This is a genomic window from Helicobacter marmotae, assembly GCF_003364255.1.
Taxonomy (GTDB): domain Bacteria; phylum Campylobacterota; class Campylobacteria; order Campylobacterales; family Helicobacteraceae; genus Helicobacter_C; species Helicobacter_C marmotae.
In genome coordinates this window covers 1-12,810 of sequence record NZ_NXLR01000006.1, presented here as the reverse complement: position 1 = coordinate 12,810, position 12,810 = coordinate 1, and the positions used below count along the sequence as shown (strand labels likewise).

Here is a 12,810-nt window from a genome sequence, read left to right as displayed (position 1 = left end):
ATCTTAGCACATTTCATTTAGCCGATTGCTTAAAAGGTTAATTATTTATTAAAAAATCTACTATTCTCCGGATTTGACACAAAAGCAAGCCTTGAATGCTCTTTACCCTCTTCTTGCACAGAAGCGATATGCTCTAACTCCTCGTGAGATAGGTCATAAAAACAATGATGACTCACATTAGTAAATAATGGCACTTCTCTTAGTAAATCATCATCATGCAAGTGAATCTGCACGATACCCCCATAAGCAATATTCACAAAGCTACCGATATTTTCATTCCCAAACCCCGCTTCAAAACTCATACAATCTTCTTGGAGTTGAATGCTCTCAAACGTATAGCCCGCGAGTACAAAAAGCGTAATATCATTAAAAGTACTCCTAATATGCTCAGGCAACGGAGGGGTAAAATGTGTTTGCTTCATATCGCATAAAATATTAAAGCTTATCCCCTCTTTTAAAAGAAACTGCAAGGTATCTTTGAGGTGGGATAGCATCATCGCCTTAAAGGCTGGAGAGAACAGAATCTTCTGCATAGACGAGCTCCTTAAACTCTTCAAGCATTTTTTGCACTTCATTGATACCTATAAGCCAGAATTTATCACTCTCTAAATTTAGATTGAATGCGCTAATAAGCTCTTTTGGGCTTTTACTTCCCCCCAGTGAGAGAAATTCACTATATTTACGGATAAACTTTTCCCTCTCATTTGGGCTCTTTTGGGATTTATACAAGCCAAAAAGTGCTAAAACAAGCAGCTGTCCGTAGCTATAAGCATAGCAATAAAAGGGAGAATGTATAAAATGCGGGATATAGCACCACCAGCCCTCATAATTTTTGCTTAATTTTAAGCTAGAGCCAAACATACGTTCATTCTCTTCTAGCCATATTTTGTCAAATTCTTCAGGCTTAAGTTCATCATCTTGGGCGTGGATTCTGCGTTCAAAATGCGTCATTACAATTTGCCTAAAAAGTGTTGAAAAAATATCCTCTAACTTCCCTGCATAAAGAGGAATAAGCTCTTTTGGGCTTAAAGTAGTTTTTAATGTGTCAAAAAGGAGCATTTCAGCAAAGACAGAGGCGGTTTCAGCCGTAGTAAGAGGTGTATCCATATTGAGATAGCCCTGCTTTTTAGAGAGCTCTTGGTGAATCATATGCCCAAACTCATGGGCAATCGTAAAGGCATCTCGCCGCGATTGAGTGTAATTAAGCAAGACATAAGGATGAGCACTTGGCACACTCCCATGGCTAAAAGCCCCTCCGCGTTTATGAGGCATAGGATGGGAATCTACCCAACCTTTTCTCAAAGCTTTTGTAGCTATGTCTTTAAACTCCTTGCTAAACTGACCAAAGGATTTCAACACAAGCTTTAATGCCTCATCATAAGGGAGTGTAAATGCACTTCCTTCAAGCGGTGCATAGCGGTCATAGTCTTTTAATTCCTTAATCCCAAGCAGTTTTGCTTTGATCTCATAATATTGGCTTACTAAACCATAATGCTCACTGACTACTTCAACAAGCTTATCTACGCTTTTTTGCGTCGCTGCATTGGAAATATGGCGGAAAGATTCTGGGAGTTTATACCCACGTAACTGCATATTAATATGCAAATCTTTGCGCACCATATTAAGGATATAACTTAGCAAGTGGCGAGATTTAGAAAGCTTCTTGGTAAAAATCTTTTGTGCCTCTTTGCGAACTTCCCTTTTAGGGTGATGTAATAGTGTGAGTATTTCTTCTTCACTTAGCTTTGATTTTTTGGGTTTTTGTGCCTTTTTCTCTTGTGTTTTATATATTTTTGGGGCATTGAATCTTAAGTTTGCTAAATGCTCATCAAAAAGCCGTGAAAATGCTCCAACCCCTACGGGCGAGGTAGCAAGCAATATCTTCTCTTCTGCAAGGGAGAGCTGATATTTATCTTGCTCTATAAGCTTTTGCAAAAAGTAGGCATAATGCGGGGCATACTTTATTATATCTTCTTGTTTTTTGGAGGGAAGTTTGCAAAATTCTAGTTCAAAAAACAACACAAGATTCTGTATTTGCGTGGTTTGCATTTCATATTTAGCATACATATCTCCTTGCGTTGTATCCTTAGCAAAGCATAAAAACGCATAAGTCATCACTCGCGCGATACCCTCAATGATTGCCTCATATTCCTTAATCACATCACAAAATGTTTCTGCCTCTACTTCTTGGAGCTTCCCCTCATATTGTTTAGCAAACTGCTTAGTTCTGCGCGTATGTGTGACAATAAAACGCTCTAACTGCTCTTGGCTCTTAAAAAGCGCACTTAAATCCCATTGGCTTACTTCTATTGTATTCATCACCACTCCTTTATTAAATTTTCATCTCCTCTTCTTCCTCTTCTTGGATGAGTGTTAAGGCTTTAAGGAAACTGATATTATCAATTTGCATACCTGAAGTCATATTTTTAAGTGTGAGAGTTTTTGTGCTAAATTCATTTTCACCAATGACAATAACAAATTCATGCCCTTTGGTATGGGCGTAGCTAAATTGCTTTTTAAGCTTGCTTATCTCGGGATACACTTCAATGGGCACCTTAGAGCGGCGGAACGATTCTGCTAAAGTATGGGCATAGCCAAAATATGTCTTATCCATACAGACAATTAAAGCACGCGCAGAAGTCGCCTTTTTATGCAAGATTTCCAATTCCTCTAAAGCTGCCAAAAGCCTATCAATACCAATACTCGCCCCCACACCGCTCATTTTTGTTTTAGAAAAAGTATGAGTGAGATTATCATATCTCCCACCAGAGCAGACACTACCTATGCTTTTTAGCGCATTAAGTGTGCTCTCATACACAATCCCCGTGTAATAGCCCAAGCCACGTGCAATTGAGAAATTTACCCGATAGGTATCTCTATCCATTTGCAATGGGGCTAATACCTCATAGAGGGCTTTTAGGTCATCTAAACCTTTTTTGAGGGAATCATTCCACTCAGCCATAAAAGAAACTTCTTGAAAGAAGCTTTGAGAATCGCCCTGTTGCTTGATTGAAGTATATTCTAGCAGATTATCAACTTGAGTGCTAGAAAGTGATAAATCTCGCTGAAGTTCGGCTCCGACATTTTCTTTCCCAATCTTATCAAGCTTATCAATAATGCGTAAGGCAATATTAATTTCTTTCTGCCCTAAAACTCCACAATGCTCACAAATGCCATTAAGTATACTGCGGTGATTAAGCCAAATAGTAAATTCATCAATCCCAAGCCCCACAAATGAGGCATAAATGACTTGCAATATCTCCGCATCACAAGAAATACTATCACTTCCTATAAAGTCAAAATCGCATTGAGTAAATTCCCTATATCTTCCTCTCTGTGCCCTCTCCCCGCGAAACACATTCCCTATAGCAAAACGTTTAAAAGGCAAATCTACTTCATTTTTATATTGTGAGACAAAACGCGCTAAAGGCACGGTTAAGTCAAATCGCAATGCCACATCTCTCCCGCCATGATCTTTAAAGCGATAGAGCTCCTTTTGTATCTCATCACTTCCTTGTTTGACTAAAACATCAGCATATTCTAAATGTGGCGTTTCGATAGGTACAAAACCAAAATTCATAAAAACAGCACTTAATTTGTTAAGTAAATATGTTTTAGCAAGTGCTTCTTTGGGCAATCTATCTTTAAAGCCACTTAATGTGCGAGGAGTAACTAACCCCATGACTATAAACCTCCTAAATACCTTTTTGGTTGTTGTAAAATGGCTTGATTCTATCTTAAAAATGTTGTATTTCAGTTATCTTAAGTGGTATTTTGAAGCTTTTTACGCCCAAAACTAGCAGAATTTTTGCTTTTTACTTCTACAATTACATAATTTAGCTTAATGCCTTTATGGAGGATAAATGTTTTTTGCACGCAATTCTCAAATGATCCACACAGATTCAATTCAAAGCATTTTATTGCGTTTGCCAAATTGGCTAGGCGATAGTGTAATGGTCTCTCCGGCATTTGAGTGGCTAAAATTAAGCTTTAAAAACGCAGACTTTACGCTTGTGGGCACAGAGGCGAGTTGTGGTATTTACCAAAGAGATAAGCGTGTAAAACATATTGTAATTGATACAACTAAACGCTCTTCTTGTAGGATTCAAGCCACAAAAAGGCTTGCTAAAGAGGTGGGGGCACATGATTTAGCCATTAGTTTTGCTAATACGTTCTTTTCTGCCTTACTTTTGTATTGGACTAAAAGTAATATACGCATAGGCTATGCGAAGAATCTGCGTAGTTTCCTCCTTACTCACGCCCTTTCGCTCAAGCAAAATACTTCTACAACATTTAAACATCAAGTCTTGCTCTACCTTGGGCTTATTTTACCCTTGCAAGGGGTGCAAAATGAATTAGAAAAAAAGGAGTTACAAAGACAGGAATCGCAAAAACAATCCCTAAAGAATCTCACCAATATGCTTGCTACACTTGGCTCACAGCCACTAAAGCTCATCTCTCAAAGCATATCCTTACCTCATAATAAATATGCTATAGGTATTAATCCCGGGGCGGCTTTTGGGAGTGCAAAATGCTGGGAGAGAGAGTATTTTATCGAAGTGATAGAATACTTTTTGGGCAAAATGTATGATGTCTATCTCTTTGGCTCTAGCGATACATCTAACTCCCATTTAGCCATAGCGCAAGCCATAGCAGGGCATACTTACGCAAAGCATTTTTATGATTTAACGGATAAAACAAACCTCACACAACTGATTGATTATATTGGGGCAATGAATGTGTTTATTACCAATGATAGCGGACCCATGCACATAGCTGCTGCGTTAAAAGTACCTATGGTAGCGATTTTTGGACCCACAGATATGAATGAAACAGCCCCCTACATACCTCTAAATCCTCCAGTTTCTAACAATCAAGCTCAACCCGCTAAAGCTTACAAAGACTTTGTGCTACTATGCAAGCACGTGCCTTGTGCGCCTTGCAAAAAACGCGAATGCCCCTTAAAACATCATAATTGTATGAAACTCATCACACCAGCAGAAGTTATCACTCAGGTGGATAATCTGCTAAATTATCATAAAGGCAATAACTATGATACTTGAAACACACACTACCACTCCATTACAGAACTACAAGATTCTAAGTAATACCATTACCCCACGCCCTATTGCATGGGTTAGCACGATTTTCCCCAATGGGAATGTCAATCTCGCACCTTTTAGTTTCTTCGCCCCAATGAGTGTGAATCCTCCTATTTTTTCTATCTGTATGATGACAAAAAGCGATGGTTTAGAAAAAGATAGCTTTAGAAATATCACCACCACTCAAAAAGCAAGTATTAGTATGTGTGAATCTTCTCATCTCCAAGCCCTGCATGAGAGCAGCACAGAGCTTGAATTTAATATAAGTGAGGCAAGCACTTTTGATATTCCCCTTATGCTTTTGCAATCAGGCTATCCCCCCGTGCCTAAGGGAGTGAAAGTCGCATTTATGTGTGATTTATATGATGTCTTAAAATTAGGTGATGGCAAAAGTGTGCTTTTAGAAGCAAAATACTGCTATATAGATGATAGTATTTATAGAGAAGATTTGCATTTTCAGCCACCTTTTATTGCACGTGTGGGACGTATGTATAAAGAGCTAGGCGCACAGCTTATCCCCGAGCTACACCAAGTGCATAATTCACTAGAAATTGATAATTCCCCAGAATAAAGAAAATCACTCACAAAAGGAAGTCACTAATGCCTATTCAGTTACTACAAAAGCTTATCACTTACCCTACAATCACACCCAAAGAATGCGGAATCTACCAGTATATTCTCTCTGGTTTCACTCCCATTTTGCAAAATCCCAATTACCAAAGTCTGCAAATCACTCAAGAAAAAGAGGGGGTGAAAAATTGCTTTTATGCTATCTATCCTAAAAGTGCCAATAAGGAGCATTTAAGGCATTTATGCTTTGCAGGGCATATCGATGTCGTGCCTACCGGTGAAGGCTGGGAAGTTGAGCCTTTTAGCGGAAAAGAAAAAGATGGCTACATTTATGGTAGAGGCGCACAAGATATGAAAGGCGGGATAAGTAGCTTTATTTGTGCGATTACTCAAAGCTTGCAAAACCCCGATTTTACAAAGCAATTTTTACAATCACAATGTATGCTCTCTTTTCTCCTTACAAGCGATGAAGAAGGAGATGGAATCTATGGCACAAGATTTATGCTAGCAGAGTTAGAATCCCAAAATCTGCTGCCTGATATGTGTATAGTCGCAGAGCCTACAAGCACAAACTCCAGCGGCGATATGATAAAAATAGGCAGAAGAGGTTCGATTAATGGCACAATTATCATTCAAGGTAAGCAAGGGCATGTAGCCTATCCGCAAAAATGTATTAACCCTATAGAATTACTCGGGGCTAAACTTGGGGCATTAGCAGGAGTTGCACTAGATAGCGGGAATGCAGACTTTGCCAAAAGTCAGCTTGTTATCACAGATATTCGCGGGGGTATGGAAGTAGTCAATGTAACCCCACAGAATCTGAAAATTATGTTTAATATCCGAAACTCACCTTTAAGCAATGAAGATTCTATCCGCTCATATATTGAGCAAGTTCTTCAAGGATTGCCATATGAGCTTGAGCTAAAAACAAGCTCACTACCCTTTATTACAAAAGCAGATAGCCCCCTTGTTACACTCCTTTGCCATGCGATAAAACACATCACGCACAAAAGCCCAGAGCTTAGCACAAGCGGAGGTACAAGCGATGCAAGGTTTTTTGCCCAATATGGCGTAGATGTAGTGGAGCTAGGAGTGCCAAATGATAGAATCCACGCTATCAATGAGCGTGTATCCATAGGTGATATTCTCTTACTACGCGATATTTTCATTGATTTTCTAGCACTCTTTTTAGAGAATGCTAAATCTATAGAATACAAGGAGTAAAAATGGCAATTGTTGGCAAACTTACACATTTAGATTGGTTTTTTAAATCTAACCCATATTTAGAGGAAATACAAACCTATATGCTTCATGCCCTAAATCCTACACATAGCATACATAAGCGGATTACAGGGCTTAGCTTAGCATTAAATGAGGAGAGAAAAGAAGTAAGCTACCCCTTTAATTGGGGGATTCGTGCTATTGAGCAGACATATTATCTCAAATCTCAAAGTAAAGCCTTTTTTGAGACACATCGGGTTTTTATTGACTTCCAGCTTGTGGTGGAGGGGTATGAATATACACTTATTGGCGATAAAAGTGCGTTTGAAGTAAAGATGCCTTATGATGAAAGCAAGGATTTAATCGTGTATGAAAATCATCTCCCCCACTCTAGCGTTGTAGATAGAAAATCTAGCAATCTTAATGGTAATCTGCTAAATGATTCTTTCCCTATGAATAAACGCTATAACACACCTTATCGCACAAGCTTGCTTTTAAGCAGTGGAGATTTGGCTATCTTTTTCCCTGAAGATGTCCATGCTGGAGGCTTAGAGCTCCATACCCAAAATACACAAGCTAGAGCTAAGCAAGTCAAAAAAAGCGTTATCAAAGTACCTCTAAGCCTCATTCGCCCATAATCTCACCCAAACATCATAATGTTTATAAAGTTCTCGGAGATTCTTCGCAAATTGCCAGAATCTCTTAGCTCTCGTTATTCTTTAGCCAAGCCGAAGAATCTCTATTAGAATTACCAGCGACTCTGCCCCTTTTATCACTAGAGCCTGTGAAAGAGGCGAAGAATTGCTTTTTGAGTCTAGTGATTCCAAATAGGCTTTCAAACGAATAAATAACGATAAATAAGGCTTTGATGATATAAATAATATAGAGGTTTGAAGGTATTAAAAGAGTTATAAGAATAAATCATTCCTCCTGCAAGAGAGAGAGGAATTCTTGCTCATTCAGGGTAGTAATACCTAGACTTTGGGCTTTCTCTAACTTACTTCCCGCCTTTTCTCCATAAATAACAAAATCTGTTTTTTTACTCACACTTGAGCTAATCCTAGCCCCCTTAGATTCTAAAAGCGCGATGATATTCTCACGTGCTTGAGAGAGCGTGCCTGTAAGCACTATGCTTTTATCATAAAAGATATGATTTGTATTAAGCGATATACTTTGCACACAAGGCTTAATAATGCTAAGAAGCTGCTTGATTAAAGCAGTATTGGCTTGATTAAATTCTAAAAGAGAGGCTGCCATTTCTGCCCCAAAACCATCTGTATTTAATATATCCTGAATGCTTAGCTCAAACACACCAAGCCCAAACTTTCGTGCGAGCTTTTTACTCGCCCCCTCACCAATATGTTCAATCCCAAGTGCATTAATAAAGCGCCATAATTCCACACCTATGGTATTTTGTATAGCTTGGATAAGATTATGTGCGCGTTTATGCTGCCAGCCCTCAAGTCCTAGCAAATCTTCAATGCGTAACGTATAAATATCTTTAATATTTCTCACAAGCTGCTTATCATAGAGCTGTATAACGATCTTTTCCCCTAATCCGTCGATATTAAGCGCCTTTTTTGAAGCAAAGTGAATGATAGATTCAATCACGCGTGCTTCACAGCTAAGATTCTGACATTTGATGAAAATTTCTTCAACAAGCAGTTCCTCCCCGCATACAGGGCAATGTGTAGGTTTAGGGATAGGCTTTTGACTGCCATCGCGAAAGGCAAGAAGAGGTTTAATGATTTTAGGTATTACATCGCCACTGCGGATAACAATCACTTCATCATAAAGTAAAATATTTTTACGCTCAATCTCACTAAAATTATGCAAAGTCGCACGAGAAATCATCGCCCCCTCAATTTCCACAGGGCTAAGCTCCGCTACAGGTGTGATAATGCCCGTTCGCCCCACTTGCAAGCTCACATCTAAAATCTTCGCGCTTTTTTCCACCGCAGGGAATTTATACGCGCATGCAAATCGCGGGGCTTTGATAGTCCAGCCGAGTTGGCGCTGCATGGCAATGCTATCAAGCATAATTACCATACCATCAAGCATAATCACATAATCGTTACGAGCGCTAAGAAGGGCATTATAAGTGTGTTCTATCGCTTCTTTATTGTTGCAAAGGCTTAAAAATGGCACAGGGCTAAAGCCAAAGCCACTCACCGCCTGCATGGCTTCATAAAAACTTGCAAACTCATTAAGCCCCTCCCCTATGCCCCAAGGCATAAAACGGAGCTTTCTTTTAGCCGTAATTTTAGAATCTAGCTGCCTCAAGCTCCCAGCAGCAGCGTTGCGCGGATTGGCAAAAAGACTTTGCCCTGCTTCAAGCCTTTCTTTATTGATCGCTTCAAAATCATCTTTAGCAATAACCACTTCTCCACGAATTTCAATTTCCCCCTTAAAGTCTATCTCAAGTGGAATACTCTGAATCGTTCGTGCATTTTGCGTTACAAGCTCTCCTACTATCCCATCTCCGCGTGTGGTAGCACTTACAAGCTTACCTTGAGAATACAAAAGATTTAAACTCGCCCCGTCAAACTTAGGCGAGCATGTAAAGCTTGCTTTGGGATAAACCTTGTAAATTCGCTCCAGCCATTCGCTTAAGCCCTCATCATCAAATACATCTTCCAAGCTCCACATACGTTGCAAATGGGCATTTTTCTCAAAAGATGCTAAAGGCGTGCTGCCTACGCGCTGTGTGGGAGAGGTAGATTCTATAAGCGAGGGGTTGAGTGTTTCAAATGCGAGCACTTGATGATAGAGCTTGTCATATTGCTCATCAGTAGCAATGGGCTCATCAAGCACATAATAATGATATGCCATTTTTTTGAGTATTTGCACTTTATTGTAGTATTCTTCTTCGCTCATCAAAGTTTTACCTTGTAATAAATTTAGGGTTTAAGTGCTAAGTTATGTATTTTGCGTTAGAATTATAGCATTTTAAGCACATATTTTCACTTCACGGAGGCAAGCTTTGAGCCAAAAGCAAAATTCAATCGATAAAACCACATCACTACACCTCAATAATGAAGTCCAGTTTTTATGTTTCACCCTTGAAGAAGAAACCGAAGGTACAAATCAACTTTATGCTATGAATGTATTTAAAATACGCGAGATTATCTACTATGATAATGAGCTTACAGAAACAGCAGGGGATAATAGCGGTATTATCTTAGGCTATCTCACCGTGCGAGATGAGACGATTCCGCTTGTGGATATGAGACGTTGGCTCTATTATAGTAAAGAACACCCCAATAGAGATTTAAGGGAATTCTCACTCAATACGCCAAAAAGTTTAGTGATTATCTGTAGCTTTAGCAATAGCACCGTTGGGCTTAAAATTATGGGAGTAAAACGTATCATTCATAAAAGCTGGAATGATATTAATGTAGGCTCAGAGTTTGGCATTGACGGCGAGGCGAAAGTAACGGCAACAACAAAATATGATGATGGCTCCGTGATACAAATACTTGATGTGGAAAAAATGCTTACAGAGGCATTCCCCTCCGTTAATGCAGCCGATGAGCTTGAGCTTAATGATATTGGCACTATTTCAAGTGATAAAATCGTCCTACTTGCAGAAGATTCTAAAACTGCAGCAAGATCACTTACAAAAATCATTGAAAAACTTGATTTAAAATACTTCACTTTCCCCAATGGTCAGGCTTTGCTTGATTATTTGCATAATCCGGGCGTAATAGGCAGCATAGGAGCTGTTATTACCGACTTAGAAATGCCTATTATATCGGGCTTTGAGGTATTAAAACGTATTAAAGAAACTCCCAATACAGCACATATCCCCGTGATTATCAACTCATCAATGAGTAGTGATAGCAATCATCAAATGGCAGAACATCTCAAGGCTGATGGCTTTATTAGTAAATCTAACCCGATAGAGATTGAGCAAGCTTTACGGCAATTCCTTGTAGGAATAAATATTTAAACACTTATTTCAAACTTTAAAAAGCAAAGGGAGATTATGTTAAGAACTCATTTATGCACAGAATTAGGGCAGGAGCATATTGGTGCTGAAGTGCAAGTATGTGGTTGGTGTAATACATATCGCGACCATGGAGGGGTTATATTTATTGACTTGCGTGATAAAAGTGGCATTATCCAGCTTGTATGTGACCCAAGCACACCCACTCATCAAATCGCCTCATCTGTACGCGATGAATATGTGCTTATCGCAAAAGGTAAGGTCCGAGCAAGAGGCGAAGGACTGCAAAATCCCAAACTCAAAACAGGTATGATTGAAATTGTGCTCTCCTCACTTGTGATTGAAAACACATCTCCCACGCCTCCTATTAGCATTGGTGATGAGAGTGTGAATGAAGAGCTAAGGCTGAAATATCGATATTTAGATTTACGTTCCAAAAAGTCTTATCATATCTTTAAAATGCGCTCTGATGCAGCTATAGCCGCTCGTAATAGCTTGCAAAAAATGGGATTTTTAGAGATAGAAACGCCTATTCTAACACAAGCTACCCCAGAGGGAGCGAGAGACTATCTTGTGCCATCTCGTGTCCATCATGGGGCTTTTTATGCCCTGCCTCAAAGCCCCCAACTTTTTAAACAACTCCTTATGGTAAGCGGATTTGATAAATATTTCCAAATCGCACGTTGCTTTAGAGATGAGGATTTACGTGCAGATAGGCAACCTGAATTTACACAAATTGATATTGAAATGAGCTTTTGTCAGCAAGATGATATTATAAGTATGGCAGAAACGCTCCTTAAGGATATTTTCGCCGCTTGTGGAGAAGAGATACAAACGCCATTTATGCGCTTACCTTGGGCTGAAGCTATGGAACTCTATGGAAGCGATAAGCCTGATTTGCGCTTTGATATGCCACTTGTGGAAGTGGGAGATTTATTTGTCGATTCAAGCAATCCTATTTTCCAAAACATTGCCAAAGATAGCAAGGCAAATCGCATTAAAGCTCTATGTGTCAAAGGCGGGGATACATTTTTCTCGCGTAAAAGCCTAGCAGAGGCAGAAGAGTTTGTGCGTAAATTTGGTGCAAAGGGGCTAGCCTATATTCAACTCAAGCAAGATGAGCTTAAAGGACCATTAGTGAAGTTTATAAGCCCTGAAGCTCAAAATACACTTATTGCCCGCACTCAAGCAGAAGTTGGGGATATTATATTCTTTGGTGCGGGAAGCAAAAAGATAGTTTGGGACTATATGGGACGCTTAAGGCTAAAAATCGCTGCAGATATGGGTATGCTTGATGAGAGTATGCGCAAGTTTTTATGGGTGGTGGATTTCCCTATGTTTGAAAAGGAAGAGGGCAAACTCAAGGCTTTGCACCACCCTTTTAGTATGCCTAAAGATTTAGATAAAGATATAGAGGATATAGAATCTATTGCATATGATGTCGTGCTTAATGGCATAGAATTAGGCGGCGGAAGTATCAGAATCCATAAAGATTCTATCCAAAAACGCGTATTTGAATTGCTTGGCATTAGCCAAGAAGAAGCCCAAGAGAAGTTTGGCTTCTTACTTGAAGCGTTGCGCTTTGGTGCGCCTCCACATGGAGGTATTGCTATTGGATTTGATAGGCTTATTATGCTTTTAGCAAAGACCCAAAGTATTCGTGATGTGATTGCTTTCCCTAAAACGCAGAGGGCAACCTGTCCGCTCACTAATGCCCCCGGACTTGTAAGTCAAGAGCAGCTACAAGAATTACATATTCGCATTGCACAAAAGCCTTAAAGGATCCCAGATGAACTCTCAAAGCAAGCCAACACAAGCTCTAAAAAATCTAAAAACACCCACAACTGCCCACATTCCTACAAATCCCCAAAACCCCAAAGTCGCTATTATTGTGCCTTTTTATAATGTAGAGAAGTATTTGCAGGACTGCCTAGAATCTTGCATTCATCAAAGCTATAGCAATATAGA

General features: G+C 39.5%; 11 protein-coding genes. 7 read left to right on the top strand and 4 right to left on the bottom strand.

All coding sequences use genetic code 11. From position 1 onward, the window contains the following. Positions 1–41: 41 nt before the first annotated feature. From CQA63_RS04385 to hisS, 3 genes are read right to left on the bottom strand one after another with little or no spacing between them, the layout of a single operon-like run. Positions 42–533, bottom strand: coding sequence for a hypothetical protein (locus CQA63_RS04385; protein WP_104700182.1), 492 nt, complete (start codon positions 531–533; stop codon positions 42–44). Further along, positions 502–2,310, bottom strand: a complete 1,809-nt coding sequence (locus CQA63_RS04380; RefSeq protein ID WP_199770705.1) for a M3 family oligoendopeptidase — start codon at positions 2,308–2,310, stop codon at positions 502–504. The genes CQA63_RS04385 and CQA63_RS04380 overlap by 32 nt, the downstream gene beginning before the upstream one ends. Before the next feature lie 22 nt (positions 2,311–2,332). Beyond that, entirely contained in the window at positions 2,333–3,682 is a 1,350-nt protein-coding gene (hisS, locus tag CQA63_RS04375) for a histidine--tRNA ligase (RefSeq protein WP_104700180.1), read from the bottom strand. Positions 3,683–3,863: 181 nt separating this feature from the next. On the opposite strand from hisS, the gene waaF reads away from it, so the two are divergent. Genes waaF through CQA63_RS04355 form a run of 4 tightly spaced genes read left to right on the top strand, consistent with a single transcriptional unit; the run spans position 3,864 to position 7,531 of the window. Beyond that, the gene (waaF, locus tag CQA63_RS04370) at positions 3,864–5,063 is read left to right on the top strand and encodes a lipopolysaccharide heptosyltransferase II (protein ID WP_199770702.1); all 1,200 of its coding nucleotides are present in this window, start codon (positions 3,864–3,866) and stop codon (positions 5,061–5,063) included. After that, positions 5,053–5,673: a flavin reductase family protein gene (locus CQA63_RS04365; protein ID WP_104700179.1), complete on the top strand. Its 621-nt coding sequence runs from the start codon at positions 5,053–5,055 to the stop codon at positions 5,671–5,673. Before waaF ends, CQA63_RS04365 begins: the two co-directional genes overlap by 11 nt. Before the next feature lie 29 nt (positions 5,674–5,702). Next, on the top strand, positions 5,703–6,896 hold the full coding sequence (gene dapE, locus CQA63_RS04360; protein ID WP_104700178.1) for a succinyl-diaminopimelate desuccinylase: 1,194 nt from the start codon (positions 5,703–5,705) through the stop codon (positions 6,894–6,896). A 2-nt stretch (positions 6,897–6,898) separates the two neighbouring features. Further along, positions 6,899–7,531: a YhcH/YjgK/YiaL family protein gene (locus CQA63_RS04355; RefSeq protein ID WP_104700177.1), complete on the top strand. Its 633-nt coding sequence runs from the start codon at positions 6,899–6,901 to the stop codon at positions 7,529–7,531. 283 nt (positions 7,532–7,814) lie between these two features. Here CQA63_RS04355 and ligA read toward each other — a convergent pair whose 3' ends face one another. Continuing rightward, positions 7,815–9,770: an NAD-dependent DNA ligase LigA gene (gene ligA, locus CQA63_RS04350; RefSeq protein WP_104700176.1), complete on the bottom strand. Its 1,956-nt coding sequence runs from the start codon at positions 9,768–9,770 to the stop codon at positions 7,815–7,817. A 106-nt stretch (positions 9,771–9,876) separates the two neighbouring features. Here ligA and CQA63_RS04345 point away from each other — a divergent pair, with 106 nt between their 5' ends. The 3 genes from CQA63_RS04345 to CQA63_RS10550 all read left to right on the top strand — a co-directional run. Further along, a complete protein-coding gene (locus CQA63_RS04345) occupies positions 9,877–10,845 on the top strand; it encodes a chemotaxis protein (RefSeq protein WP_104700175.1) in 969 nt (322 codons plus the stop codon). Between the two features lie 36 nt (positions 10,846–10,881). Further along, positions 10,882–12,621 (top strand): aspartate--tRNA ligase, encoded by a 1,740-nt coding sequence (gene aspS / locus CQA63_RS04340; protein ID WP_104700174.1) that lies wholly within the window; start codon positions 10,882–10,884, stop codon positions 12,619–12,621. Between the two features lie 10 nt (positions 12,622–12,631). Next, positions 12,632–12,810: glycosyltransferase (locus CQA63_RS10550; protein ID WP_115511830.1), on the top strand; the 179-nt coding region annotated here is incomplete at its 3' end.

Bases quoted from the DNA above. Each gene is read 5' to 3' on its own strand.
- CQA63_RS04385 (WP_104700182.1), bottom strand. From the start codon at position 533: ATGCAGAAGATTCTGTTCTCTCCAGCCTTTAAGGCGATGATGCTATCC.
- hisS (WP_104700180.1), bottom strand. From the start codon at position 3,682: ATGGGGTTAGTTACTCCTCGCACATTAAGTGGCTTTAAAGATAGATTG.
- waaF (WP_199770702.1), top strand. From the start codon at position 3,864: ATGTTTTTTGCACGCAATTCTCAAATGATCCACACAGATTCAATTCAA.
- CQA63_RS04365 (WP_104700179.1), top strand. From the start codon at position 5,053: ATGATACTTGAAACACACACTACCACTCCATTACAGAACTACAAGATT.
- dapE (WP_104700178.1), top strand. From the start codon at position 5,703: ATGCCTATTCAGTTACTACAAAAGCTTATCACTTACCCTACAATCACA.
- CQA63_RS04355 (WP_104700177.1), top strand. From the start codon at position 6,899: ATGGCAATTGTTGGCAAACTTACACATTTAGATTGGTTTTTTAAATCT.
- ligA (WP_104700176.1), bottom strand. From the start codon at position 9,770: ATGAGCGAAGAAGAATACTACAATAAAGTGCAAATACTCAAAAAAATG.
- aspS (WP_104700174.1), top strand. From the start codon at position 10,882: ATGTTAAGAACTCATTTATGCACAGAATTAGGGCAGGAGCATATTGGT.